The sequence below is a fragment of the Paenibacillus woosongensis genome (genome assembly GCF_009725165.1).
GTDB lineage: Bacteria > Bacillota > Bacilli > Paenibacillales > Paenibacillaceae > Fontibacillus > Fontibacillus woosongensis.
In genome coordinates this window covers 136,093-161,203 of sequence record NZ_WNZW01000002.1, presented here as the reverse complement: position 1 = coordinate 161,203, position 25,111 = coordinate 136,093, and the positions used below count along the sequence as shown (strand labels likewise).

General features: G+C 51.6%; 27 protein-coding genes. 23 read left to right on the top strand and 4 right to left on the bottom strand.

Annotated features, from left to right (window positions below):
* The first annotated feature begins 6 nt into the window (after window positions 1-6).
* From xseA to GNP95_RS07185, 11 genes are all read left to right on the top strand, one after another.
* Entirely contained in the window at window positions 7-1,368 is a 1,362-nt protein-coding gene (gene xseA / locus GNP95_RS07235; protein WP_155610197.1) for an exodeoxyribonuclease VII large subunit, read from the top strand.
* Window positions 1,358-1,642 (top strand): exodeoxyribonuclease VII small subunit, encoded by a 285-nt coding sequence (gene xseB / locus GNP95_RS07230; protein WP_269058957.1) that lies wholly within the window; start codon window positions 1,358-1,360, stop codon window positions 1,640-1,642. Before xseA ends, xseB begins: the two co-directional genes overlap by 11 nt.
* Window positions 1,614-2,537 carry a polyprenyl synthetase family protein gene (locus GNP95_RS07225; RefSeq protein ID WP_413773737.1) on the top strand — a complete coding sequence of 308 codons (924 nt, stop codon included), beginning with the start codon at window positions 1,614-1,616 and terminating at the stop codon, window positions 2,535-2,537. Before xseB ends, GNP95_RS07225 begins: the two co-directional genes overlap by 29 nt.
* Before the next feature lie 122 nt (window positions 2,538-2,659).
* Window positions 2,660-4,567 carry a 1-deoxy-D-xylulose-5-phosphate synthase gene (gene dxs / locus GNP95_RS07220; RefSeq protein ID WP_155610195.1) on the top strand — a complete coding sequence of 636 codons (1,908 nt, stop codon included), beginning with the start codon at window positions 2,660-2,662 and terminating at the stop codon, window positions 4,565-4,567.
* A 23-nt stretch (window positions 4,568-4,590) separates the two neighbouring features.
* Window positions 4,591-5,460 (top strand): TlyA family RNA methyltransferase, encoded by an 870-nt coding sequence (locus tag GNP95_RS07215; protein ID WP_155610194.1) that lies wholly within the window; start codon window positions 4,591-4,593, stop codon window positions 5,458-5,460.
* Window positions 5,461-5,683: 223 nt separating this feature from the next.
* Window positions 5,684-6,190, top strand: coding sequence for a hypothetical protein (locus tag GNP95_RS07210; RefSeq protein WP_155610193.1), 507 nt, complete (start codon window positions 5,684-5,686; stop codon window positions 6,188-6,190).
* Window positions 6,187-6,636, top strand: coding sequence for a transcriptional regulator AhrC/ArgR (ahrC, locus tag GNP95_RS07205; protein ID WP_155610192.1), 450 nt, complete (start codon window positions 6,187-6,189; stop codon window positions 6,634-6,636). The genes GNP95_RS07210 and ahrC overlap by 4 nt, the downstream gene beginning before the upstream one ends.
* Window positions 6,637-6,698: 62 nt before the next feature.
* A complete protein-coding gene (recN, locus tag GNP95_RS07200; protein ID WP_330163301.1) occupies window positions 6,699-8,423 on the top strand; it encodes a DNA repair protein RecN in 1,725 nt (574 codons plus the stop codon).
* Window positions 8,424-8,537: 114 nt separating this feature from the next.
* Entirely contained in the window at window positions 8,538-9,866 is a 1,329-nt protein-coding gene (gene spoIVB, locus GNP95_RS07195; protein ID WP_155610190.1) for a SpoIVB peptidase, read from the top strand.
* A 418-nt stretch (window positions 9,867-10,284) separates the two neighbouring features.
* Window positions 10,285-11,091, top strand: coding sequence for a sporulation transcription factor Spo0A (gene spo0A / locus GNP95_RS07190; protein WP_330163300.1), 807 nt, complete (start codon window positions 10,285-10,287; stop codon window positions 11,089-11,091).
* Window positions 11,092-11,541: 450 nt separating this feature from the next.
* Window positions 11,542-11,751 (top strand): hypothetical protein, encoded by a 210-nt coding sequence (locus GNP95_RS07185; RefSeq protein ID WP_155610189.1) that lies wholly within the window; start codon window positions 11,542-11,544, stop codon window positions 11,749-11,751.
* Between the two features lie 73 nt (window positions 11,752-11,824).
* On the opposite strand, the gene GNP95_RS07180 is transcribed toward GNP95_RS07185, so the two are convergent.
* The gene (locus GNP95_RS07180; RefSeq protein WP_155610188.1) at window positions 11,825-12,109 is read right to left on the bottom strand and encodes a DUF2627 domain-containing protein; all 285 of its coding nucleotides are present in this window, start codon (window positions 12,107-12,109) and stop codon (window positions 11,825-11,827) included.
* 183 nt (window positions 12,110-12,292) lie between these two features.
* Here GNP95_RS07180 and lpdA point away from each other — a divergent pair, with 183 nt between their 5' ends.
* The 5 genes from lpdA (at window position 12,293) to lipB (ending at window position 18,042) form a co-directional block, all read left to right on the top strand.
* Window positions 12,293-13,714 (top strand): dihydrolipoyl dehydrogenase, encoded by a 1,422-nt coding sequence (lpdA, locus tag GNP95_RS07175; protein WP_155610187.1) that lies wholly within the window; start codon window positions 12,293-12,295, stop codon window positions 13,712-13,714.
* 174 nt (window positions 13,715-13,888) lie between these two features.
* A complete protein-coding gene (locus GNP95_RS07170) occupies window positions 13,889-14,914 on the top strand; it encodes a thiamine pyrophosphate-dependent dehydrogenase E1 component subunit alpha (RefSeq protein WP_155610186.1) in 1,026 nt (341 codons plus the stop codon).
* A 2-nt stretch (window positions 14,915-14,916) separates the two neighbouring features.
* Window positions 14,917-15,903, top strand: coding sequence for an alpha-ketoacid dehydrogenase subunit beta (locus GNP95_RS07165; RefSeq protein WP_155610185.1), 987 nt, complete (start codon window positions 14,917-14,919; stop codon window positions 15,901-15,903).
* A gap of 17 nt (window positions 15,904-15,920) precedes the next feature.
* On the top strand, window positions 15,921-17,303 hold the full coding sequence (locus GNP95_RS07160; protein ID WP_155610184.1) for a dihydrolipoamide acetyltransferase family protein: 1,383 nt from the start codon (window positions 15,921-15,923) through the stop codon (window positions 17,301-17,303).
* A gap of 37 nt (window positions 17,304-17,340) precedes the next feature.
* A complete protein-coding gene (lipB, locus tag GNP95_RS07155) occupies window positions 17,341-18,042 on the top strand; it encodes a lipoyl(octanoyl) transferase LipB (RefSeq protein WP_155610814.1) in 702 nt (233 codons plus the stop codon).
* A 3-nt stretch (window positions 18,043-18,045) separates the two neighbouring features.
* Here lipB and prli42 read toward each other — a convergent pair whose 3' ends face one another.
* A complete protein-coding gene (prli42, locus tag GNP95_RS07150) occupies window positions 18,046-18,147 on the bottom strand; it encodes a stressosome-associated protein Prli42 (protein ID WP_083484945.1) in 102 nt (33 codons plus the stop codon).
* Between the two features lie 77 nt (window positions 18,148-18,224).
* On the opposite strand from prli42, the gene GNP95_RS07145 reads away from it, so the two are divergent.
* A complete protein-coding gene (locus GNP95_RS07145; RefSeq protein ID WP_330163299.1) occupies window positions 18,225-19,352 on the top strand; it encodes a M20/M25/M40 family metallo-hydrolase in 1,128 nt (375 codons plus the stop codon).
* A gap of 80 nt (window positions 19,353-19,432) precedes the next feature.
* Here the strand turns inward: GNP95_RS07145 and GNP95_RS07140 are convergent, their stop codons facing one another.
* Together GNP95_RS07140 and mciZ are read right to left on the bottom strand one after the other, a co-directional pair.
* Entirely contained in the window at window positions 19,433-20,413 is a 981-nt protein-coding gene (locus GNP95_RS07140) for a restriction endonuclease subunit S domain-containing protein (RefSeq protein WP_155610183.1), read from the bottom strand.
* Entirely contained in the window at window positions 20,406-20,570 is a 165-nt protein-coding gene (gene mciZ, locus GNP95_RS07135) for a Z-ring formation inhibitor MciZ (protein WP_155610182.1), read from the bottom strand. The genes GNP95_RS07140 and mciZ overlap by 8 nt, the downstream gene beginning before the upstream one ends.
* Window positions 20,571-20,661: 91 nt before the next feature.
* On the opposite strand from mciZ, the gene GNP95_RS07130 reads away from it, so the two are divergent.
* The 6 genes from GNP95_RS07130 (at window position 20,662) to GNP95_RS07105 (ending at window position 25,110) form a co-directional block, all read left to right on the top strand.
* The gene (locus GNP95_RS07130; protein ID WP_155610181.1) at window positions 20,662-21,231 is read left to right on the top strand and encodes an NUDIX domain-containing protein; all 570 of its coding nucleotides are present in this window, start codon (window positions 20,662-20,664) and stop codon (window positions 21,229-21,231) included.
* Window positions 21,232-21,263: 32 nt separating this feature from the next.
* Window positions 21,264-22,466: an endonuclease Q family protein gene (locus tag GNP95_RS07125; protein ID WP_155610180.1), complete on the top strand. Its 1,203-nt coding sequence runs from the start codon at window positions 21,264-21,266 to the stop codon at window positions 22,464-22,466.
* 86 nt (window positions 22,467-22,552) lie between these two features.
* Window positions 22,553-23,194 (top strand): stage II sporulation protein M, encoded by a 642-nt coding sequence (gene spoIIM / locus GNP95_RS07120; RefSeq protein WP_155610179.1) that lies wholly within the window; start codon window positions 22,553-22,555, stop codon window positions 23,192-23,194.
* Window positions 23,195-23,290: 96 nt separating this feature from the next.
* Window positions 23,291-23,767, top strand: a complete 477-nt coding sequence (gene fur, locus GNP95_RS07115) for a ferric iron uptake transcriptional regulator (RefSeq protein WP_055107708.1) — start codon at window positions 23,291-23,293, stop codon at window positions 23,765-23,767.
* A gap of 170 nt (window positions 23,768-23,937) precedes the next feature.
* Window positions 23,938-24,174, top strand: a complete 237-nt coding sequence (locus GNP95_RS07110; protein ID WP_155610178.1) for a DUF4227 family protein — start codon at window positions 23,938-23,940, stop codon at window positions 24,172-24,174.
* Window positions 24,175-24,198: 24 nt separating this feature from the next.
* Complete coding sequence (locus tag GNP95_RS07105; RefSeq protein WP_155610177.1) at window positions 24,199-25,110, top strand: site-specific tyrosine recombinase; 912 nt, start codon at window positions 24,199-24,201, stop codon at window positions 25,108-25,110.
* Window position 25,111: the final 1 nt, after the last annotated feature.

Here is a 25,111-nt window from a genome sequence, read left to right as displayed (position 1 = left end):
GGCCCCATGGAACAAAAAATATATACGATCAAAGAATTGAATCGCTATATCCGCATGAAGATGGAGTCGGACACGCTGTTGTCTGAAGTGTGGATCCGCGGAGAAATATCGAACTTTACGCATCATTCCAGCGGACATATGTATTTTACGCTGAAGGATAAGGACAGCCGGATCAAAAGCATCATGTTTGCTTCACATAATCAGCGGCTGCCCTTTATTCCGCGTGAAGGAACCCGCGTCATTGCCCGGGGCAATGTGTCCGTGTACGAGCGGGACGGGCAGTACCAGTTCTATGCGACGCAAATGCAGCCCGACGGCATCGGCAGCCTGTATCTGGCCTTCGAGCAGCTGAAGCAGAAGCTGGAGGCCGAAGGGCTGTTCGCGCCGCAGCGGAAGCGGCCATTGCCTGCGTTTCCGCGTGTGATCGGCGTCGTCACGTCCCCGACCGGAGCTGCCGTGCGGGACATTCTGACGACGCTGGAGCGGCGGTATCCGCAGGCCAAGATCGTCCTGCACCCAGTGCTTGTGCAGGGCAAGGGTGCGGCGCCGTCCATCGTCAAGGCAATCCGGACGATGAATGCGCTTGGCGAGGCCGACGTACTGATCGTCGGCCGGGGCGGCGGCTCGCTGGAGGAGCTGTGGGCGTTCAACGAAGAGGCGGTCGCGCGCAGCATCTACGAATCGGCGATTCCCGTCATCTCGGCCGTAGGCCATGAGACGGATTTTACGATCGCCGATTTCGTCGCCGACCTGCGCGCCGCCACGCCCACCGCTGCCGCCGAGCTCGCCGTGCCGCACGCCGCCGAGCTGCGCGAGCAGCTGCGCCAGCGCGAGAGGGTGCTGCAGCAGGGCTTGCAGCACCAGCTCCGCCAGGCGCAGGAGCGCTTGCGGCGGCTGGCGGCATCGCCGGCGCTGCGGCAGCCGCGGCGCAGCCTGCTCCAGCATGCGGAGCGGCTGGACATGCTGCAGGCGCGGCTCGTGCGGCGCATGCGGGCGCAGGCGGAGCTGACGGGCGCGGCGCAGGCGCGGCTGCATCAGCGGCTGCTGCGCTACCATCCGCAGGATACGCTGGCGCTGACGAAGCGGCGTCATGAGGAAGCTAGCCGGCTGCTGCGCTCGGCGATGAACGGGATTTTGAAGGAGAAAAGCCAGACGCTCGCTTACGGGATTAGGCAGCTCGACGCTCTAAGCCCGCTGAAGGTCATGGCTCGAGGATACAGTCTTGTATACGACGAGAAAGGGCGGCGTTTAGTCAAGTCGCTGAAAGATGTAGAGCCTGGAGACCTGGTCAAGGTTAAGCTCACCGACGGCGAGCTGGACTGCCAGGTTTGGGGCATGAGGGGAGAAGGTGACGATCTTGGAGACTGAGAAGCAGAATCTGAAGGAGCTTAAAGAGCAGGACTACAGCTTCGAGGAAGCGATGAACGAGCTGGAGGATATCGTGTCCCAGCTGGAGCATGGCGACGTGCCACTGGAGAAGGCGATCGATCTGTTTCAGAAAGGCATGCAATTATCGCAATTATGCGGCAGTAAATTATCACAGGTTGAACGGAAAATTGAAATGATCATGGAAGCCGACGGACAAGTCGTAAAGAAACCCTTCGATCCATTGACTGAGGAGAGCGGTGATTCAGTTGGATAAGCAGGAGATTTCTCCTTATATCGAGGAAATTTCTGCGCTTGTGACCTCTCACTTGCAGCAGGCGGTTCCGTCTGAATGGAGTTTTCCGGACAATCTGAAGGAAGCCATGAGCTATTCCCTGATGGCCGGCGGCAAGCGACTTCGCCCGCTGCTGGTCATCGCTGCGGCAGAGGCGCTTCACGGGAGCCGCGATGCGGCTCTGCCCGTCGCCTGCGCCGTAGAAATGGTGCATACGTACTCGCTGATTCATGATGATCTCCCGGCGATGGACGATGATGATTTTCGCCGCGGCAAGCCGACAAATCACAAGGTGTTTGGCGAAGCCATGGCGATTTTGGCGGGTGATGCCTTATTGACCCATGCCTTCTACAGCGTTGTACAGGCGAGTAAACATCATGGCGTTCCCGCCGAGGCCGCGCTGGCCATCGTGGAGGATTTGGCCCGTTATGCGGGGCCATCCGGCATGGTCGGGGGACAGGCTGCTGATATGGAAGGGGAGCAGGGGCTGACCGATCTCGACCAGCTTCGCTACATACATGAGCATAAGACCGGGGATTTGATCGTCTTCTGTTTGAAGGCCGGAGGACGCATCGCATCCGCTTCGGCCGAGCAACTGAAAGCTCTAGAGACTTTTGGCCGGGCGATCGGGCTCGCATTTCAAATCCAGGACGATATTCTTGATCTAGTCGGGGACGAGAGCAAGCTCGGCAAGAAAACACAGAGCGATCTCAAACAGCAGAAGGTAACCTATCCTTATTTTATCGGTCTTGAGGAGTCGCGGGCTGAAGTGGACCGTCTGACCAAGCAAGCGAGGGAAGCGGTTTCAAATGGACTCATTCCAAGCCCTGGACGTCTGTTGGGGATCGCCGATTATTTGATGCACCGGGATCGTTAAGGAAAGAGATGCAAGAGGACAGTATGCTTGGATAACTTCGACAAAAGTTATTCATATGTTATAATTAGTGTCATTATAATTAGCAACATGAGAAATCCAATGAAGGAAGCGGGGAATTCGCTTTGCTGCTCTCTCAAATTCATGAGCCCAACGATTTGAAACAACTTCCAATCGAACAATTGACGCCGTTAGCCGCCGAGATCCGCCAGTTTCTTATCGAGAATCTGTCAGTGACAGGAGGACATCTTGCGTCCAATTTGGGTGTAGTGGAGCTGACTATCGCGCTGCATTACTGCTATAACAGTCCTAGGGACAAATTTATTTTTGACGTCGGTCATCAAGCGTATGTCCATAAAATCCTGACCGGCCGCATGGACCGGTTTGATACGCTGCGCAAGCATAATGGATTGTGCGGATTTGTCAAACGCTGCGAAAGCGAGCATGACGTATGGGAAGCTGGTCACAGCAGCACATCGCTCTCGGCAGCTATGGGGATGGCCTTGGCCAGGGATTTAAAGGGCGAGGACAATAAGGTTGTCGCTATTATCGGCGATGGCGCCTTGACGGGCGGCATGGCTTTTGAGGCCTTGAATCATATCGGCCATGAACAGAAGGATTTAATGGTTATTCTGAATGATAATGAGATGTCGATTGCACCTAATGTCGGGGCGATGCATAATTATTTGACGAAAATCAGATCTGATAAAAATTATTTGCGCGCTAAAGACGAAGTGGAGCAATTGCTGAAGAAAATCCCGGCGATTGGCGGCAAGCTGGCCAAAACGGTCGAGCGGCTGAAGGATAGCCTGAAATACGCAATGGTATCCGGCGTTCTGTTCGAAGAACTCGGATTTACGTATCTCGGGCCGGTTGATGGACATGACCTCGCGGGATTGATTGAGGCGTTCACCCAGGCTAATAACGTGAACGGACCGGTGCTGGTTCATGTATTGACCACGAAAGGCAAGGGGTATACTCCCGCTGAAGAGGATTCCCATAAATGGCACGGAATTACGCCTTATAAGATCGAATCCGGCCAAGTGCTCAAGGCCGTCGGCAATCCGATGTATACCGAGGTATTTGGCAGGACGCTAATCGAGCTGGCGGAGCAGGATGAGCGTATCGTGGCGGTGACGCCGGCGATGCCGGGCGGCTCCGGGCTGGTGAAATTTGGCGAGCGTTTCCCGGACCGGATGATCGATGTCGGAATTGCCGAGCAGCATGCGGCTACGATGTGCGCGGCGCTGGCCATGGAAGGAATGAAGCCGGTGTTTGCCGTATATTCCACTTTCATGCAGCGGGCGTACGATCAGATCGTCCATGATATTTGCCGCCATAACGCAAACGTGATGTTCGCCATTGACCGGGCCGGATTTGTCGGCGCGGACGGTGAGACGCATCAAGGCGTATATGATATCGCATTTATGCGCCACATTCCCAATATCGTGCTGATGATGCCGAAGGATGAAAACGAACTGCGCCACATGATGAAGACGGCGCTTGAATATAACGATGGTCCGATCGCGTATCGTTATCCTCGGGTGAACGTTCCGGGGGTTCCGCTGGATGAAGAACTTAAGTCCATACCGATCGGCAGCTGGGAGAAGCTCCGGGAAGGCGATCAAGTTGCGATCGTCGCCGCTGGTCCTATGGTACAGGTTGCCGAGGAAGCAGCCGAGACGCTGAAGCGGGAAGGCGTAAGTGTCGGTGTGGTCAATGCCCGCTTCCTGAAGCCGCTCGATAACAGCATGCTGCTGAATCTGGCGGGTGCCGGAACGAAGCTGATCGTGCTTGAGGAGGCTTGTCAGGCTGGAAGCTTGGGAAGCGCGGTGCTCGAATTCTATGCTGAACAGGGAATCACTGGCATCGACGTGTCTCTCATGGGCATTCCGGACCGGTTCATTGAGCATGGCAGCATCAAGGAGCAGCTGCAGGAGGTTGGACTGACCGCTGAGGCTGTCGTGGAGCAAATTCAGCAGTACCGGGCAGAACATCAGTTCAGCTTCGGCAAGAAAGTAAAACCATCTTAACAAGACAGAGTCAGGAGAATGTTATGTCTGTGTCCAAAGAACGCATAGATGTCTTGTTGGTCGAGCAGGGATATTTCGACAGCAGAGAAAAAGCCAAAACGGCGATCATGGCAGGGCTCGTATTCGGGAATCAGGAACGGATCGAGAAGGCTGGCACCAAAATACCGAGAGATACGAAGCTGACGGTCAAGGGAGCAATCCATCCGTATGTAAGCCGCGGGGGATTGAAGCTGGAGAAGGCCTTGAAACTGTTTCAAATCGATATGAACGGGCGGGTTATGCTCGATATCGGCTCGTCGACCGGCGGATTTACGGATTGCGCCCTTCAACACGGCGCCAGTTACGTATATGCGATTGATGTTGGCTATAACCAGCTGGATTGGTCGCTGCGGAACGATGAACGCGTCAACGTCAAGGAGCGGACCAATTTCAGATATATGACGCCAGAGGATTTGGACGGACCAAGTCCTGATTTCGCAAGCATTGACGTCTCTTTTATTTCATTGCGGATTATTCTTCCCCCGCTTGTCGCGCTGCTTGAGCGGCCTGCGGATATCGTTGCTTTGATCAAGCCGCAATTCGAAGCCGGACGGGAGAAGGTCGGCAAGTCTGGCGTCGTACGCGATGCAAAGGTCCACCAGGAGGTGCTGGAGACGGTGCTCAGCTTTGCGACCGAGCTGGGATATGTCTTGCAGGGACTGACTTTCTCCCCGATAACGGGCGGGGAAGGCAATATTGAATTTTTGGCCCATTTAAGGCTGATGCCCCCTGAGGAGAGGGATCTGCTTGCGGAAGCAGAATCTTCCGATGTATTGCAGCATATTCGCGACACCTCACAACATGTCGTGCAGGAAGCAAAGGATACGTTTACGACCAAAAGTCCATCTTATTGATGGGCTTTTTTTGAGCTATCAAATGGATAATATCTGTGCCAGGGTGAAGTTACAGCTCCCGATAGTCACTTTTTATGCATATATTCATTAAAAAGTTGCATACAGAACGGGTGTTCGCTTATAATGACAATATACGAATAATTATGTACTAATGCTTAACAATATCCACATGAAAACAGGAGGTTATTCAATCGCGTCGAATTAATCATCTGAGGTGATTTCGATGAGCGATTATACCGATGGTTTTCTCATGGTAGTCATAGCGGGTATTGCCTTATTGCTGCTGTATCGTGGATTCAGGATGTGGCTGCGCAAACCTTTTACGCTGGGCTCTGGTGTCGGCTTTGAGTTTAACGAGGACATTCAGGAGCATCCGGCCGTTGATTTGCTGGAGTCGGCAGGCTATAAGATCGTTAGTGACAAGCTGAAGGTTCCGCTCGCATTCCGGGTGGAAGCCCAGGTGCTGCACAGCCGGTTATATATCGATTATGTTGTGAAGAAGCATGGAGAATACTACTTGGTAAGGAGATCGAGAGAACGCCAGCTGATTGAATGGACAGGCGCTGGACTTCGCCGCGAAATACTTCCTTACCTGCTTCTGTATCCTGACTGTGCAGGCGTGCTCTATATCGATACCGAACAGGGACAAATCAAAGAAATCACCTTAAGCACAGATTCGGACGACGCCGAAGAAGCGTCGCATATCAAAGATATATGGAGGACAAGATGAAGGGTCAACGGCATATTAAGATCAGGGAAATTATTAGCGCCCACGAAATCGAAACACAAGATGAGCTGGTAGATGCACTGCGCCAAGCAGGATTTCAAGTCACGCAGGCTACTGTGTCTCGGGATATCAAAGAACTGATGCTGATCAAGGTACCTACCGACGATGGCAAATACAAATACTCGATGCCTACTGCACAGCGCTACAATCCTGTGCAGAAGCTGCAGCGGGCGCTCGTAGACAGCTTTGTGCATATTGACCATACGGGAAATTTGGTCGTTATGAAATGCTTGCCGGGAACAGCCAATTCGGTAGCGGTTCTGCTCGACAACATGGAATGGCCCGATTTGCTTGGAACGATTTGCGGCGATGATACGATTCTGTTAATCTGCCGTAACGAAGATTATAGCCATTACGTCATCGATCAAATTATGGCGTTTATTTCATAATCCACTTTCAGTTGTGGGATATTTGCTGCATTGTTTACATTTGGCGAAAGGAGTGCCTTTACGTGCTCGTTCATTTATCCATTCGGAATTTAGCCGTTGTCGAGGCGGTTGATGTCACGTTTGACCGGGGTTTTCATGTATTGACCGGTGAGACCGGGGCAGGGAAATCGATTATCATTGATGCGCTGGGACTGATATCCGGCGGAAGGGGCTCGGCGGAATTAATCCGTTACGGTAGCGACAAAGCGGAGATGGAGGCTGCTTTCGAGCTGAAGGAGCATCATCCGGTTTGGGCTATACTTGGCGAGCTGGGAATTAGCGCGGATTCAGGTGAGGCGCTGATTGTCCGTCGCGAGATTAGCGCCCAAGGCAAGAGTTACGCCCGGATCAACGGCCAATTGGTTAACTTGTCAATGCTCCGACAAGTAGGCGAGAGCTTGATCAATTTGCACGGCCAGCATGAACACCAGACACTGCTTCGTCCTGAGCGGCATTTGATGCTGCTGGATGCGTTTGGTTCTGAGGATATTGCCGCCGTAAAAGCAAAGTATCGGGAAGCTTACTCGGCGTTTCAGCGGGTGGACAAAGAATGGAGAGAATTACAGAGCACGAGCCAGCAGGCACTGCAAATGCTTGATTTATACCGCTTCCAGCTGGAGGAGATTGCAGCGGCGGGACTTCAGGCAGGAGAGGATGAATTACTTGCCGAGGAAAAGGTAAAGCTATCCCATAGCGAGAAAATGATGGACTCGGTGTCAGGGGCTTACGATCTGCTATACGGCCCGCAGGGGCTGGAAGCGATAGCAAAGGCAGTATCCCGGTTAGAGGATGTTGCAGGGTATGACCAGAAAGGGATTGCGCCTTTACTGGAGCAGCTGCAGTCAGCGTATTACTTGCTGGAGGATGTATCCTTTGCCCTGCGTGATTACCGGGACAAGATCGAGTTTAATCCTGAACGGCTGGAGGAGGTTGAGGAGCGTCTCGACTTGATTTCCACTCTGCGCCGTAAATACGGCGACGATATCAAAGGAATTCTTCAATATTATGAGCAGATATCCCGCGATACAGATATGCTGGAGAATAAGGACGAGCGGCTGGAGAAGCTGTCTGCTGAACGGGAGAAGCTGCTCCTTGCGGCGTTGAAGGAAGCGGATAAGCTTAGCGCTGTACGCCGGGAAAAGGCGGATCTGCTGGCGCAGCAAATTGAAAACGAGCTGAAGGATCTGCAGATGGCGCGCACTTCCATTGAAGTCAAGCTGGAGCGGACATTGGACCCAAGCGGGGTTGAATGGGAAGGCCATTTGGTGAAACTCAGCAAACACGGCATGGACAGCGCCGAATTCCTAATTTCTCCGAATCCTGGAGAGCCGCTTCGTTCTTTGAGCAAAATTGCCTCTGGCGGGGAATTGTCGCGGATCATGCTGGCGCTGAAAAGTATTTTTGCCCGCCATGACGAGGTTCCCGTATTAATCTTTGATGAGGTGGATACGGGGGTAAGCGGCCGGGCTGCACAGTCCATCGCTGAGAAGCTGTACCGGTTATCCGCGACATGCCAGGTATTCTCAATTACCCATTTGCCGCAGGTTGCTTGTATGGCGGATCAGCAATATCTGATCGAGAAGATTGTGGCGGACGGACGAACAATGACAAAAGTGGAGCATTTGGATGAGAACGGACGGGTCAATGAGCTGGCTCGAATGCTTGGAGGCGTGGAGATTACGGACAGTACACGCCACCATGCCAAGGAAATGCTTAAACTGGCTCGGGCACAGAAGGGTGTGATTTGACGAGCGGAACAATGATTGACAGTAATAAAAGACCACACCCGGGGTATCTTATAGGTACGCAATTGGCGACCACCTTTTCGTCAAGCGAAAGAAGCTAAGGGAGCGTGACAGCCATTGAACCCGAACCTCAGGAGTAGATTTCTCGGTCTTTTACTTGCCTTCTTCTTTTGTTTCCTTGGCACGTCAGCCGTCGAAGGTCATTCGCCGATGCTGCCGGATGAACTGCGCATGTTTCAAGGCCAGGGCGCACAAATCGATCTGGCCATACCCGTACTGGCAGAGGTTAGCGTTGATCGACCCGATGTTGTGATGTTGAACGACCAACCTAACTCCTCCATGAGGGTATCCCTCGGCTCGCCGCTAAAGCTATCCTCGCTGAACAGCGGCGAAGCCAAGCTCCGCATGAAGCTTTTTGGACAAATTCCTCTAAAGCCAGTGAAAGTGAATGTCATCCCTGATTTAAAGGTTATTCCAGGGGGGCAAACGATCGGCGTTAAAGTGAAATCCGACGGCATTCTGGTAGTAGGCCACCATTTGGTAAATACAGACAAGGCTAAAATTTCACCCGGAGAGGCATCAGGCATTCAACCGGGAGATTTGATTACCCATCTGAACGGTACACGCCTGAAAGACGTGCACGAGGTCGCTTCTTTAGTCGAGCAAGCAGGCAACAATAAGAAGCCTCTAAAAGTCGTGTACAAACGAAACAATAAAGAGTTTACGACCACATTAACTCCTGCCTTCGATAAGCAGGACAAGGCTTGGAGATTGGGGCTGTACATCCGTGATTCGGCTGCTGGCGTGGGAACGTTAACCTTTTATGCTCCAAACGAAGGCGTTTATGGGGCGCTCGGACATGTTATTACCGATATGAATACACAAACGCCAATTGTTGTAGGAAGCGGACAAATTCTCCAGTCCAGCGTGACGTCTATTTCCAAGAGTGAAAGCGGCGAACCCGGCGAGAAGCGGGCACATTTCGTCAAAGAAGGAAAAACGCTGGGAACGATCGAGCGAAATACGCATTTCGGCATATTCGGCAAGATGTCGGAAAATCCGGATCACAGCGTGTATAAGAAGCCGATACCGGTAGCATTCTCCGAAGATGTAAAGGAGGGGCCGGCGGAAATATTGACAGTCGTGGAAGGCCAGCAGGTGGAGCGGTTTAAGGTAGAAATCGCCCATGTGTCGCGTCAGAGCACACCACAGACTAAGGGTCTAGTCATTCGCATCACTGATCCAAAGCTGGTGGAGAAGACCGGAGGCATTGTGCAGGGAATGAGCGGCAGCCCAATCATACAGAACGGTAAATTAATCGGGGCGGTAACTCATGTGTTTGTTAATGACCCGCGTTCGGGCTACGGCTGCTTCATCGAATGGATGCTGCAGGATGCGGGTATATTGAAGGATAAGACGACTTCAACCAATCTTAAGGCGAGCTAGCGCCTTAAGATTGGTTTTTTACTTAAGAAGTGAATACAGCGTCCAAAAATTAAAAATGTTAATCTCAATAGGCGAAAGCGATAATTCTTGGATAAATGCAGGGATGAGTAATTTGGGGTTCTTAATGCAGAGACTTGCCACATGAAGCATAAAATTATATGCTAATGAAGATGGGGAAATATGCGACTGATAAAGTTAGCTGCTATTTCAGGCGCTTAAATCCGACATTTCCGCCGTAAATACTTGTCGAATGGTAACGAATGAGATCATTATTTGTAAGCATCAAACGATTATATATCAAATTATTAAAAAAATAAATAAAAATAATTTTCGACAGAAGGAATTTACTTTTGAGTGTCGAATCCTTATCCTGGAAGAAGGATTAAGGAAACTCATATACACAAGGAGGAAGTCGTCAGTGCAAAAAATTGAAGTGTTGTTGGCGGATGATAATCGGGAATTCACGAATTTGCTTGCAGAGTACATTTCTGAACAGGATGACATGGTTGTTTCAGGTATTGCATACAATGGCGAGGAAGTTTTGGAGATGATTGAACATGCTTCTAAAGTTCCGGACGTGCTGATCCTGGATATCATTATGCCGCACTTGGATGGATTGGGTGTGCTGGAACGTTTACGCGATATAAATGTATCTCCACAGCCAAAGATCATTATGCTGACTGCCTTCGGACAAGAGAATATCACACAGCGTGCGGTTCAGCTGGGAGCGTCTTATTACATCTTGAAGCCGTTCGATATGGAAGTATTGGCCAATCGAATTCGGCAGCTTGTTGGAGTACAAACCTTATCCTCAAGCAGTTCTCCATCCTCATCCTTCATGAAGTCCAACGTAGTACCGCTTGGAAAAGGCAAAAATCTAGATGCAAACATTACTTCCATCATCCATGAAATCGGTGTTCCTGCTCATATCAAGGGATACCAATATTTACGGGAAGCCATCACCATGGTATACAACAATATTGAGATTCTAGGCGCGATTACCAAAACGCTGTACCCAGCCATCGCCGAGAAGTTCAAGACGACGCCATCACGCGTTGAGCGGGCAATTCGCCATGCGATTGAAGTAGCTTGGACGCGCGGCAATATTGACAGCATAAGTCATCTATTTGGCTACACGATTAACATCAGCAAATCGAAACCGACGAATAGCGAATTCATCGCGATGGTGGCCGATAAGCTGCGGATCGAACACAAGGTAAGCTGAAAGCAATCGGTAACGCGGGATACTGACGTTGACTAAAAATTCCTCCGATAGTTTATCGGACATTGCTCGGAGGCTCCGATAAACTATCGAGATACCATTAACGTTTAGAACAATACAAACGAAATCAGGTAATAAAGGGGCGCTCATGCTGCGCCCCTTTCTTCATGAAATTTTTTGAAATTACAGTTTAGACATATTTAGTAACAGAAGTGGGGGTAATGATATTGGAGATGTCAATTATCCATAGGTGAGGCAAATCAAAAAACTCCAGATACACTAGGGTACCTGGAGAAGAGAAGTAAAAAAGGTTATGAAGAACAGCGTCTTCATTCTAATTGTATGATTTGAGTAAAACCAGATCAAGAAGCAGTTGTTGGTAAAAGTATAGCGTTCGAATAAACACGGGCTGTAAGGAGTTTGTGATACAATATAGTCGGAGGACTAAGAAAAATGAACAAAATATCGCTAGACGAAGCAAAATATAAGACGCTGCTGAATGACCCGTCCTTGTCGGAGCAGCAAAGATCGCTGATCGCTGAGCTGCTGGAAACGGCCGGGCAATTATCGGCAGAAAATACAAGATTGCGGCGGGTACTGTTAAGGAAATCCTCAGGCGGTCAGCGAATGTCCAGCAAGCTGAAGGATGCCCTGTATGAATAACAAATATGACAAACCCTCTTGACAGGCGTAATGCTCGCTCAAGAGGGTTTGTTTCGTTAGTAGAATATCCTTTTTATGAAGGATTTTCTGTTTTTTTCTTGAAACGCGGTCCGAGATAATTGCGCTTGCGGTCACGAAAATAAATCCAGCCGCCCAGAAATCCGATTCCGGCTGCAAACAAAACGACGCCAAGTCCGAAATCGAACCAGTCAAAATGCACTTGGGTCAGCGAGTCGTCGCCGTGTCTGGACATGTATAGGAATAAGGCGTCCTTCATTTTTAGGAAGCCGATCATCGCGGCGATACCGGGGATAACAAGAATAATGATGGCAATAAAACGGGATATCATCAATTTCATGAGTTGCAGCAATTCCTTTCGTCAGCAAATATATCCTATTCGTTCAAGATGATGTTACGTTTATCATACCTTCTTCTTGAACGGCTGTCTATTTCGTTCTTAGTTTGTAATGTGGAAAAAACGAGGTACAATAAGAAACGAGAAGTTTGTCTGGACATTTTTGGGGATAGGTGGAGATCGGAAATGACGATTACATGTGATGTAGCAGTGTTAGGCGGCGGGACTGGCGGTTATGTTGCGGCAATCCGCGCTGCCCAGCTCGGCAAGCAAGTGGTGATCATCGAACAGGATAAGCTGGGAGGAACGTGCTTACACCGGGGCTGCATTCCGAGCAAGGCGCTGCTGCGCAGTGCCGAGCTGTACGCGCAAATGAAGGACAGCCTTAGCTATGGCATTGAGACGAGCGGGTTATCCCTTGTTTTTCCGAAGGTGCAGCAAAGAAAGCAGGGCATCGTAGATCAGCTTCATAAAGGCGTTCAATATTTGATGCGTAAACATAAAATCCAGGTCATTCATGGAAAAGGGAGAGTGATCGGACCATCGATCTTCTCGCCGAAGAGCGGAGCCGTTGCAGTCGAGCTGCATGACGGAGATATGGAGACGATCGTGCCGACTCACCTGATCCTTGCGACAGGTTCGAGGCCGCGTGTTCTCGCAGGGTTGGAGCCTGATGGTAAGCACGTGCTTAGCAGTGATGAGGCCTTGCTGCTCGAGGAGCTGCCGACTTCAATAATTATCGTGGGGGGCGGTGTAATCGGCGTGGAATGGGCTTCGTTGCTCCATGATTTTGGGGTCAAGGTCACAGTTGTAGAGGCAGCTGCACAGATTCTTCCTAACGAGGATGAAGAGGTTGCACGCGAGCTGCAGAAGCAGTTGGAGCGCCGGGGAATCGAAATTCTTACTGGCTGCAAGGTACAAGCGGAAACCGTAGAGAAAGACAATGACGGTATCGCAATTACTGCTGTACAAGATAGCAATGCAGTCCGCCTGCAGGCAGACAAGCTGCTTGTTTCGATCGGACGGCAGGCGAATGTCGAGAACATTGGCCTTGAAAATACCGATATCGCCCTGCATCAAGGCTATATCCGGGTAAACGAGTCGATGCAAACGACTGAGCCGCATATTTACGCGATCGGCGATTGCATCGGCGGTCTGCAGCTCGCCCATGCGGCAAGTCATGAGGGGCTGATGGCGGTGCATCATCTTGCGGGAGAGCCGTCCCATGGGTACAATGTCCGACATGTGCCCCGCTGCGTATACACTCGTCCGGAGGTAGCTTCCGTCGGTTTGAATGAGAAGGAAGCGAAGGAGCAGGGCATTGACATCAAGATTGGCAGAGTACCGTTTTCCGCCATTGGCAAAGCCCTTGTACACGGGGAGAAGGAAGGCTTCGTGAAGGTGATCGCTGACCGTAAAAGCAACGACATCGTTGGCGTGCAAATGATTGGCGCCCATGTTACCGAACTGATTAGTCAAGCCGCACTTGCCCAGGTGCTGGATGCTACGCCATGGGAGATCGGCCAGACCGTTTTTGCGCACCCTTCGCTGGCCGAAATTCTTGGCGAAGCAGCATTGGCCGTGGACGGCAATGCGGTTGGAATTTAACAAATTAGGCATAAGTATCACATAATCAACAAAACCCTGCAAAGAACATTTTCTTTTTGCGGAAAAAGGGATTATAATAAGGTTAACCCAAGTCTTAGTACCAGGTTTTAAGATAAGAGCAAACATGTACGGTACAGACGACTAGCAGGGTTCTAATCGAAGGAGGTAACTCCCATGAACGCAAAAGTATCAACAAAGACACAGCCCAAGCATGAGCAACTCGGATTGACGGATGCCGAAGTAGTGGACATGTACAAATATATGCTGCTCGCGCGCAAGTTTGATGAGCGTAATTTGCTGCTGCAGCGGGCGGGCAAGATCAATTTCCACGTCTCCGGTATCGGACAGGAGACCGCGCAGGTAGCAGCGGCTTTTGCCTTAAATCGCGAGCAGGATTATTTCCTGCCTTATTATCGCGACTATGGCTTCGTCCTGTCGGTAGGCATGACACTGGAAGAATTAATGCTGTCCGCCTTTGCCAAAGCGGATGACCCGAACAGCGGGGGCCGCCAAATGCCTGGACATTTCGGCTGCAAAAGACTTCGGATCGTCACAGGCTCCAGCCCGGTGACGACCCAGGTTCCGCATGCCGTAGGCATTGCGCTTGCTGCTAAAATGCAGAAGAAGGAGTTCGTATCCTTCGTTACCTTCGGGGAAGGCTCTAGCAATCAGGGAGATTTCCACGAGGGACTGAACTTTGCCGGTGTGCAGAAGCTGCCGGTCATTTTCATGTGCGAGAACAATCAGTACGCCATCTCCGTTCCGGTGAAGAAGCAGCTCGGGGGTAAAGTCAGCGATCGGGCGCAAGGTTACGGCTTCCCGGGCATTCGCGTTGACGGCAATGATGCCCTTGAGGTGTACCGTGTCGTGAAGGAAGCGCGCGAGCGTGCGCTTCGCGGCGAAGGGCCGACGCTGATCGAAGCGATGATGTACCGTCTGTCTCCGCATTCCACCTCGGATAACGACCTCGTGTACCGTACGAAGGAAGAGGTTGAGGAGAATTGGAAGAAGGACGGCATACCGAAAATGAAAAGCTATCTTATCGAGAACGGGCTTTGGTCGGAAGAGCAGGATGAAGCCCTCGTGAAGGACATTCAGGCACAATTGAAGGCAGCGATCGAACGGGCGGAGAACGCGCCGTTTCCGAAGCCGGAGGATACGCTGCTGCATGTGTACGCGGATAGCGAAGGGGAGGAATAATCATGCCGGTAATGGAATATATCGACGCTATTCGTCTTGCCATGAAGGAAGAGATGGAGCTTGACGACAACGTATTCGTATTAGGGGAAGACGTTGGCGTGAAAGGCGGGGTATTCACGACGACGAAAGGGCTTCAGGAGCAATTTGGCGAGATGCGTGTGCTTGATACGCCGTTGTCCGAATCTGCGATTGCCGGGGTGGCCATTGGTGCCGCGATGTATGGAATGAAGCCAATCGCTGAAATGCAATATTCCGACTTCATGCTGCCAGCGACGAATCAAATCATCAGCGAAGCGGCTAAAATCCGCTACCGCTCCAACAACGACTGGAGCTGCCCCGTCGTCATCCGCGCGCCGATCGGCGGCGGGATCTTCGGGGGACTGTATCATTCCCAGTGCACGGAATCGATCTTCTTCGGAACACCAGGACTGAAAATCGTCGCTCCTTATTCGGCATACGATGCCAAGGGGCTGCTAAAGGCTGCGGTTCGCGATCCTGATCCCGTCTTGTTCTTCGAGAACAAGAAATGCTACAAGTTGATCAAGGAAGACGTACCAGAGGATGATTATATCGTCCCGCTCGGCAAGGCGAACGTACTTCGGGAAGGCACCGACATTACGGTAATCGGGTACAGCTTGCCGCTGCATTTCGCCATGCAGGCCGCAGAAGAACTCGCGGCAGAGCAAGGAATTAGCGCCCACATCTTGGATTTGCGGACGCTGCAGCCGCTTGACCGCGAAGCGATTATCGAAGCGGCACGCAAGACCGGGAAAGTGTTAATCGTGCATGAAGACAATAAAACCGGCGGAGTCGGAGCAGAAGTATCGGCGATCATCGCAGAGGAATGCTTGTTCGAGCTGGATGCGCCGATCGCGCGGCTGTGCGGGCCTGATGTACCGGCCATGCCGATCAGCCCGCCGATGGAGAAGTTCTTTATGCTCAGCAAAGATAAGGTCAAGGAAGCCATGCTTCAATTGGCTCTGTATTAATGGGAGTGAGGGACGATATGTCATCAAATAGAACATTGCAGGATGTCGTAATGCCACAGCTTGCGGAATCGCTCGTATCGGCAACGATCGGCAAATGGCTGAAGAAGCCGGGAGATCCCGTCGAGCAGTATGAGCCGATTTGCGAGGTTATTACCGATAAGGTGAATGCTGAAATTCCGTCCACCTTAGACGGGGTCATGGGCGAGCTGCTAGCGGAAGAAGGGCAGGAAATCGAAGTAGGGGCTGTCATTTGCCGGATTGAAACGGCTGGCGGTATGGAGGCTAGTGCCGCAACTGGCGTTGATTCCCCGGCAGCTTCTGCCGGACAGGCGGATGCAGCTACCGCTGCGTACGGCGATGGGCCGCAGCGGAGCCGTTATTCCCCGGCCGTTCAGACGCTGGCACAAGAGCACGGGCTAGACCTGCGGGCTATTTCTGGAACGGGCCTAGGCGGCCGCATTACCCGTAAGGACGTATTGAATTACCTGGAGAATAACAAAGGAGGCGCAGCAGCTCCCGTGGATCAGAGTAATTACCAAGCGCCCCGGCCTGCGCAGCCAGCCCGGTCTCCGGCAGCGCCAGTCTCCACGCCAGCCCCGCCGGCTGAGTTTAATAATGCGGCAGCGGAGCAGGTGCGCAATTCTGGCCTTCATCTTTCAGAGACGCCGAAAATTCCGACGATTGAGGTGGAGGGCGGCGACCGGTCGGAGTATTTCATCGATGTGACGCCGATCCGGAATACAATTGCTACGCGTATGCGGCAAAGTGTGTCGGAAATTCCTCACGGCTGGATGATGATTGAGGTTGATGTAACCAACTTAGTTCAGCTTCGCAATAAGCTGAAGGACGAATTCAGGAAAAGAGAAGGCGTTAACCTGACTTATCTCGCATTCCTGCTCAAAGCGGTTGTCAGTGCCATCAAGGATTATCCGATTATGAACTCTGTATGGGCGGTCGATAAAATTATCGTCAAGCGCGATATCAACATTTCGCTCGCCGTCGGCACAGAGGATTCTGTAATGACACCTGTTATTAAGAAGGCGGACCAGAAGAACATCGCCGGCTTGGCCAGAGAAATCGAAGAATTGGCGACGAAGGTAAGAGCGGGCAAGCTCAAGCTGGATGATATGCAGGGCGGAACGTTTACCGTTAATAATACCGGATCGTTTGGTTCTATTTTGACCCAGCCGATCATCAACTATCCGCAAGCGGCGATTCTGACGTTCGAATCGATCGTGAAGAAGCCCGTCGTTATTAATGATATGATTGCCGTACGCTCCATGGCGAATTTGTGTCTGTCCCTAGATCATCGTATACTGGATGGGGTGATCTGCGGACGTTTTATGCAGCGGGTCAAAGACAATATGGAGAGTTATTCCCTAGATACGCAGGTATACTAAATTTATAATGCGAGTCTTCATGAATCCGAGAAAGGCGATGAACCGTATGACGAATTCCTTGGAAGTCAGATATTTCCCGATGATGGAATACGGAGAGGCCTGGAATAGGCAAAAAGAGATCGTGAAGGCCATCGACGAAGGACAGCAGCAGGGACACCTGCTGCTTCTTCAGCATCCGCCAACGTATACGATCGGCTCTTCGCGCCATCCGGAGCATTTGCTGCTCAGCCCCGAGCAGCTGAAGGAACGAGGAATTTCCCTGTTTGAAATCGATCGGGGAGGAGATATTACATACCATGGACCGGGTCAGCTCGTCGGCTACCCGCTGCTTTGGCTGGATGGAAATCAGGGGATCGATCTGCACGGATATCTTCGGGATATCGAGCAGGTCATCATAAACTACTTAGCGCGGTATGGCATTTCTGGCTCGCGAAAGCAGGGCTATACCGGGGTATGGGTAGGTGATGTTAAAATTGCCGCCATTGGCGTGAAATTCAATAAATGCCGCCGGAGAAAAGGATTTATCACAAGCCACGGCTTTGCCTTCAACGTCAAATCCGGGATTCAGGAGGATGGCTTTCGCGGCATCATCCCTTGCGGCATTCAGGAATATGGCGTGACCTCGTTGGAGGACATGACCGGGCTGGCCTTCTCCGTAGAGCAGGTGGCCCGTGAAATATTGCCTTATTTCAATGAAGTGTTTCAAATCTCCGAGTACAAGGAGCACTGGGAGTCATAAGCTCTAGCGGAACAGCAGCGGTTCGAGCAGCGCAAGCAGCGTAGAACCGATCATGGCGAATAGCATAAGATAAACGACGACTTTGAACCATTTTTTTTGCATCATAAATTGCAAAGCTCCTTTACATGTACTTGACCTCTATTCATTAATATTAGCGCAAAAGAGAAAGCGAGGAAAGTCCAGTGATCAACAAGGACAGAATCATCGCACAATTTGTGGAATTAGTGCAAATCGACAGCGAGACGAAGGACGAACGGAAAATTGCCGATTATTTGAAAACGAAATTTGCTGAGCTAGGACTGCATGTCGTGGAAGACGATTCTATGAAACGGACCGGACACGGTGCCGGCAACATCGTGGCAACATTGCAGGCAAGACAAGATGTTCAAGCGCAGCCATTCCTGTTCACCTGCCATATGGATACCGTTGCGCCGGGCAAAGGCATCAAACCTGTGATCGGCGAGGACGGCTGGATTCGCAGTGACGGAACAACGATTCTTGGCGCCGATGACAAAGCAGGACTGGCCGCGCTGCTTGAGATCATTCAAGTGCTGCAGGAGCGGCAGCTGCCGCACGGAAAGATCCAGTTTGTCATTACCGCTGGAGAAGAGTCTGGATTGCTTGGCGCCAGAGCTATGGATCGCAGCTTGCTGGACTCCCGCTTCGGCTTTGCAATCGATTCGAACGGAGAAGTAGGTTCAATCTGTGTGGGGGCGCCAACCCAGGCGCGCATCGAGATTGAAATATTCGGCAAATCCGCGCATGCCGGCGTTAATCCGGAGGATGGAATCAGTGCGATCCAGGTCGCCGGCAAGGCGATTGCCCGCATGAAGCTGGGGCGCATTGACGAAGAAACGACGGCCAACATCGGCAAATTCGAAGGCGGCGGACCAACGAATGTCGTTACTGATTACGCGAAGCTGTATGCCGAAGCACGCAGCCTGTCGCGGGAAAAGGTGGATAAGCAGCTGGCGCTGATGAAGGAAGCCGTCGATACGGCCTGCAGTGATTTCGGAGCCAGAGGGGAGTTTAGAAGCGATATTATTTATCCCGGGTTCCATCTTGGAGCACAGGATGCCGTTGTCCAGTTGGCCAAACGGGCTGCAGGCAAGCTGGGGCTTTCCGGTAGAACCTTTACCTCCGGCGGGGGCAGCGACGCTAATATCATGAACGGATTCGGCGTGCCTACGGTTAATCTTGCAGTAGGATACGAGGAGATTCATACAACAAATGAGCGAATTAAGGCCGATGACATTGTGAAAATCGCCGAATACGCGCTGGAGATCGTTGCGCAAACGGTAAATTCATAAGCCAATAAGCAAATGTTTTCCGCATACAAGGTGTCCTGATAACTTTAAGCGAAGTTGTCGCGAGGGCGCCTTTTTGCACTCTAATTCAGCGGCCGTTTGTCACGCCCTCCAATATTTTTTTGCTGTACGGGAGTCCAGGTTGTGTGCCAGTTCGACTTCTCTAGCGTGAGCAAGGTCTGCTGAAGCGTGTCCAGATATTTTTCGATTTTACGCTGTTCTTCTTCGGAGGGATGGTACAGCTCAATGCGTTTGACTAAGTTGTCCATAGTTTGATGCAAATAGCAGGAAGCAGCGCCAAACCGCGCACGCGCCATTTCCGGGGCTTGCCTGATCAGCGTTTCGAAAATGCGGCAAGCCTTCTCGTAGCAGCCTTCATCATGCAGCATTTCAGCAGATATAAAGGCAATTTCCCGGTACAGCTGCAGCGAGCCCAGCAACAGCGGATCGGGCAGCCTGCACAAAAGGCGCTTGGCCGCCTCTATGTAGCCTTCTTGATAAAGCGCGCTAATGAGGAGATATTGCAAATCGACTTCCGAGCCGGCGAGCTGCAAGGCGGTTTCTGTATGGCCAAGCTTTATCGCAAGGTTAATTAGACCGGCTAAACGATACAAATCAGCCTTATTCCAGTCATAATCCCGCTGCGCCATGAGGCGGGAAAGATCGGACAAGCGGCTCATTTGATCCCAAAAATCCGCGTCCTCCCGCGTTGCTGGAGTTAAGCAGTCCTCAATAAAGGAAAGAGCTTGTTCTGCTTCTCCGGATCGGAGCAAAATTTCCGCATGGACAAGCTGTAGTTGTTGATCTGCAAACATGTCAGGAGTAAGCCAAGCAGAAGCGCTATCGTATGCCCCCAGCTGATGCAGCACAAGAACAAGAAGCTTGCGGCCGCCAGGCAGCTTGTCCTGCTCAATCACATCCCACAGTGATAAGGCAATTTCGTCGTCGCTGCTGCCCTGAGTAAGCCGCAGGTTCAGCCCGATTTGCATCAGCCGTTCGGCGGCAGGCAGATCCGCAGAAATGGTCGTCTCCGCAGCAGATTCGCATAACTCATTTCTATTCACGGCCGCTCACCTTCGGGTTCAATTGCTGCCGCGAAGCGATAAGATCCTTTACTTTGCATGCTGGACCGGAATGTTTTTGCCATTGGTTAAGCAGGATACGGATTTGCCAGGCTTTGCCCTGCGCGCGAAGAGAATTGTCCGAGATATAGCTCTTCATCAGCGGTGCCCTCCTTGTTGGGGTTTGGTATAATAACACCATATGTTCATCTTGGACAAGTTATGATTGTTAATCATTAGGGAGGATTTCCATGACATCATCAAACGATAAATTAAAAGAAACCACCGTATCTACGGAGCATATTTTTACAGGGAAAGTGATCTCGCTGCAGGTAGATACCGTACAGCTGCCTGACGGGACGGAAGGGAAACGCGAGATCGTCAAACATCCCGGCGCTGTAGCGGTTCTCGCTGTCCACGAAGGACGGCTGCTGCTCGTCGATCAGTATCGCCAAGCGCTGGGGCGCTGCGAGCTGGAGATTCCCGCCGGCAAGCTGGAGCATGGCGAAGATCCGATGGAGGCGGCAAGACGCGAGCTGGAGGAAGAGACGGGCTATCGCTGCAGCAGACTTTCTCTGCTGCATTCCTTCTACACGTCGCCTGGATTCGCCGATGAGCTTATCCATCTGTATTTGGCGGAGGATCTGAAGGCGGGCATTGCCTCGCCGGACGAGGATGAATTTCTGGAAATCATTGAAGCTACCTTCGCGGAAACACAGCAATACATTGCGGAAGGCCGGATTTCCGATGCGAAGACGATTTTGGCTGCATATATATGGCAGCAAAAAATGGCCGGCGATCATGCCAATAAGGGTGCGTAGGCATGGCAACCAGCACAGAAAATTTAAATGATATGAGCAGTTTTTTAGGGACGTATTATGCCGATCTTCACGTGCATATTGGGAGGACAAACGCGGGAAATCCGGTTAAAATCAGCGGCAGCCGGAATCTGACGTTTGGCAATATCGCCAAGGAAGCAGAGGAGCGCAAAGGGATCTCTCTCATCGGAATCATCGACTGCCATTCTCCCGGCGTGCAGAGGGATATCGATGATTATTTGCAGGCCGGGGAGATGAAGGAACTGCAGGAGGGCGGAATTGCCTACGGCGGAACAACGATCCTGCTCGGCTGCGAGCTGGAAATTCGCGAGCCGGGGATGGGACCGGCCCATTTGCTTGTTTTTTACCCCAGTCTGGAGCAAATGAAGTCCTTTACAAAATGGCTGGATAAGCACATGAAGAACGTACATTTGAGCTCGCAGCGTGTCTACGTTCCCGCTCGCGAGCTGCAGAAAGAGGTCTATGACCGGGGAGGCATGGTTATTCCGGCACATATTTTCACGCCCCACCGCAGCATTTACGGAAGTTGTGCACCGCGAATGGCGGAGGTGCTGGACCTCGAGCGGGTCAGCGCTGTCGAGCTTGGCTTGAGTGCGGATTCCGAGATGGCTGGTTTGCTTAGCGAGCTTGACCCTTACCCGATTCTGACGAATTCGGACGCCCATTCCTTAGGGAAGATCGGGAGGGAATATAATGAACTGCGGATGGCCCGGCCGAATTACTGCGAATTCCAGAAGGCGCTTGGCATGAAGGAAGGCAGAAGGATTGCCGCCAATTACGGCTTGAATCCGCGGCTCGGCAAGTATCACCGGACGTTTTGCGGCGGCTGCAGCTATATTATCGATGAGGCGGAGGCCGCTGTTGAACGCTGTCCTTATTGCGGCTCGGCCAAGCTCGTTCGGGGCGTGCAGGATCGAATCCGCTCGATTGCCGACCGATCCACACCTATTGTACCTGCGCATCGGCCTCCGTATCATTACCAGGTGCCGCTTGAGTTCATTCCGGGTCTTGGACCTGCGAAGTTTGAAGCGCTGCTCCGGGCCTTTGGAACGGAGATGAATATTTTGCACCGGGTTTCCGAGCAAGAGCTAGCGGGGGTGGTCGGCGGGGATCTGGCCGGGAGTATCGCCGCAGCACGTGATGGACGGCTCGCCCTAACTTCGGGCGGCGGCGGGACGTACGGCAAAGTCGATACGGCGAAAGGTTTTGACGAATAGGGCATAAGCAGGCAGGCTTGTTCATATTTTTACTTGTAAAGGGTATCCCGTGTAAACAATGTGAACTTCGAAAGGAGCATGCCTGCATGATTCGGCCTTTTCGTTATGCGCTTAAGGATCAAACCCCTATTTATGTGTTTGTTTCGGTTCTCTTTCTCATGGGGGTTGTGTTCGGCGCCTTAATGGTCAATGCCCTGACGTTAGAGCAGCAGCAGGACTTGTCCCGGTATTTGGGCAATTTCTTCATTTCCATTAACGAAGGTGGAGCCGACTTTCACCCGATGGCATTTTGGGAGGTCGCCGTCCTGCATTTGAAATGGCTTGGTTTGATCTGGCTGCTCGGCTTATCCGTCATCGGGCTGCCGGGCATTCTTATTTTGGACTTCCTGAAGGGGGTTCTAATCGGTTTTACCGTTGGCTGCCTAGTCGGCCAATTTACCTGGAAAGGGCTGTTGTTCGCCCTGGTGTCCGTTGCTCCGCATAATTTAATCATTATACCAGTGCTGTTAATCAGCAGCGTCGCTGCTATCGGTTTTTCGCTGAATATTATCCGCAGCAGGGTGCTTATGAACCGCAGCGGCAGTGTTGCTGGGCCTTTTGTGAACTATACAGGGGTGACCATGGCTTTGGGTCTAATGATGCTGGCTGCCTCGTCTTTCGAAACGTGGGTGACCCCTGTGATGATGAGTTGGGTTACACCGATGCTTGAATCCAGCCTGGCACTCTAGTAAAATGTTTGACTTTGTTGAATGACACCCCCTATAATGAAAGAAGCGATTGTAGATATTAGATCAATGAGCGGCGATTCCTGGGGGAGGGAGAACATGGAAGCAAAGATCGACAAAATCAAGCAGCAGTTACAATCCCAGGGTTACAAATTGACGCCCCAACGGGAAGCTACGGTACGGATATTGCTCGAGAACGAAGACGATCATCTTAGTGCGGAAGATGTTTTCATGCTCGTTAAAGACATAGCTCCTGAAATCGGTCTTGCGACCGTTTACCGTACTTTGGAGTTGCTAAGCGAATTGCATGTCGTAGAGAAGATCAACTTCGGCGATGGCGTTGCCCGCTACGATTTGAGAACCGATACGAGCAAACATCATCACCATCACCTCATCTGCGTACAATGTGGTGCCATGGATGAGATCCGTGAGGATTGGCTTGGGCCACTGGAAGAAAGACTGGAGAAAGAGTTTAACTTCACTGTGCTCGATCACCGTCTTGATTTCCACGGGATTTGTTACCGCTGCAAAGATAAGAACGACAACAATCCTGAGTCCGGCAATAAGAAATCTTAAGTCTGCTTCTTAAAGCTCCGCACGGCCGCCGCGCTGTGAGGGGCTTTTTTTAAACGCAGCCACATAAATCCCCTCTGTCTTCTATATACTATTGTCAGGCGCCTGTCCGACCAGGTTTTGCTGGTTGGAAGGCATGAGTTCGGGTAAAGAAATAGGAGAGGGAGAGGCTTATGGTAATTTCAGTTCGAAAATGGCTGCAGAGTGTCAAGTTTGCGGTATTGTTCATTGCGCTGGCGTATTTGCTGTACAAGGTGCTGGGTACATTTGGCGGCTATCTGTTTCCAGAAGATAAATACCGAATTCCGGATGGCTCAGCCGTTAAAGCTTTTCAAACGGAGCAGGCCGGCAATTATGGAATTGAATTTATGGCGGACCGATTAAAGCTGTTTTATTGGTACGGAGAATAAAATGAAGAACTGGGGGCGCGAAGCTTGGAACAGTATATTGCCCCGTTTATGGGTTACTTGACTGATCATAAGAGGTTAAGCGCGGCAACGCTGGAATGCTACAAGCGGGACGTAGAGCAATTTATCAGTTATTCACTAGAGCGCGGGGTGAATGAGCCCGCCCAACTGACGAGGGCAGGGGTGAAGCTTTATTATACGCTGCTCGGCCATTCTGGAAAAGCCCCGGCAACTGTGGCTAGATCTGCAGTGTCGTTGCGCGCTTTTTTTACATATTTGCAGCGGGAGCGGCTTTTGGATCAGGAGCCGGGCGAATGGATTGAAGCGCCAAGAATCGACAAGTCCCCGCCGCAGACGCTCACGGTGGCCGAGGTTGATTTGCTGCTGGACATGCCTGATGTGTCCAAAACCTCCGGGCTGCGTGACAAAGCGATGCTGGAGCTGATCTATGCGACAGGTATCCGCGTATCCGAGCTTATTGCGCTGGATGTCACGGACGTCGATACTGCTATGAAATTTGTGCGGTGCTCTGGCGGGAAGGAGCGGATTATCCCCATGGGGACCGTTACGGCTAAGTGGCTGGAGAAATATTTGAGGGAGAGCCGCCCGAAAATGTTAAGCCTGTCTGACACCGAAGTACTGTTCCCTAATGCAAGGGGAGATCGGCTCTCTCGCCAGGGTTTTTGGAAAATCGTCAAGAAGTACGGCAGGGAGGCTGGGATCGAAGCGGACATTACGCCGCATACACTCCGCCATTCCTTCGCTGTGCATTTGCTGGAAGGCGGCGCTGACGTAAAGTCGGTGCAGGAAATGCTAGGACATGCCGATATGGTTACCGTGCAGATGTATTTAAGCAAACGCAAGCCCAACTTGAAGTCCGTCTATGAGGCATTTCATCCCCGGGGCAAGGCGCAGGCCTTTGATTCATCAGCTGAATAAA

What these genes read in the sequence shown, in the direction of transcription:
- xseA (WP_155610197.1), top strand. Translation starts at nt 7, where the DNA reads ATGGAACAAAAAATATATACGATCAAAGAATTGAATCGCTATATCCGC.
- GNP95_RS07215 (WP_155610194.1), top strand. Translation starts at nt 4,591, where the DNA reads ATGTCTGTGTCCAAAGAACGCATAGATGTCTTGTTGGTCGAGCAGGGA.
- GNP95_RS07210 (WP_155610193.1), top strand. Translation starts at nt 5,684, where the DNA reads ATGAGCGATTATACCGATGGTTTTCTCATGGTAGTCATAGCGGGTATT.
- ahrC (WP_155610192.1), top strand. Translation starts at nt 6,187, where the DNA reads ATGAAGGGTCAACGGCATATTAAGATCAGGGAAATTATTAGCGCCCAC.
- GNP95_RS07185 (WP_155610189.1), top strand. Translation starts at nt 11,542, where the DNA reads ATGAACAAAATATCGCTAGACGAAGCAAAATATAAGACGCTGCTGAAT.
- GNP95_RS07180 (WP_155610188.1), bottom strand. Translation starts at nt 12,109, where the DNA reads ATGAAATTGATGATATCCCGTTTTATTGCCATCATTATTCTTGTTATC.
- lpdA (WP_155610187.1), top strand. Translation starts at nt 12,293, where the DNA reads ATGACGATTACATGTGATGTAGCAGTGTTAGGCGGCGGGACTGGCGGT.
- GNP95_RS07170 (WP_155610186.1), top strand. Translation starts at nt 13,889, where the DNA reads ATGAACGCAAAAGTATCAACAAAGACACAGCCCAAGCATGAGCAACTC.
- GNP95_RS07165 (WP_155610185.1), top strand. Translation starts at nt 14,917, where the DNA reads ATGCCGGTAATGGAATATATCGACGCTATTCGTCTTGCCATGAAGGAA.
- GNP95_RS07160 (WP_155610184.1), top strand. Translation starts at nt 15,921, where the DNA reads ATGTCATCAAATAGAACATTGCAGGATGTCGTAATGCCACAGCTTGCG.
- lipB (WP_155610814.1), top strand. Translation starts at nt 17,341, where the DNA reads ATGAACCGTATGACGAATTCCTTGGAAGTCAGATATTTCCCGATGATG.
- prli42 (WP_083484945.1), bottom strand. Translation starts at nt 18,147, where the DNA reads ATGATGCAAAAAAAATGGTTCAAAGTCGTCGTTTATCTTATGCTATTC.
- mciZ (WP_155610182.1), bottom strand. Translation starts at nt 20,570, where the DNA reads ATGAAGAGCTATATCTCGGACAATTCTCTTCGCGCGCAGGGCAAAGCC.
- GNP95_RS07130 (WP_155610181.1), top strand. Translation starts at nt 20,662, where the DNA reads ATGACATCATCAAACGATAAATTAAAAGAAACCACCGTATCTACGGAG.
- GNP95_RS07125 (WP_155610180.1), top strand. Translation starts at nt 21,264, where the DNA reads ATGAGCAGTTTTTTAGGGACGTATTATGCCGATCTTCACGTGCATATT.
- spoIIM (WP_155610179.1), top strand. Translation starts at nt 22,553, where the DNA reads ATGATTCGGCCTTTTCGTTATGCGCTTAAGGATCAAACCCCTATTTAT.
- fur (WP_055107708.1), top strand. Translation starts at nt 23,291, where the DNA reads ATGGAAGCAAAGATCGACAAAATCAAGCAGCAGTTACAATCCCAGGGT.
- GNP95_RS07110 (WP_155610178.1), top strand. Translation starts at nt 23,938, where the DNA reads ATGGTAATTTCAGTTCGAAAATGGCTGCAGAGTGTCAAGTTTGCGGTA.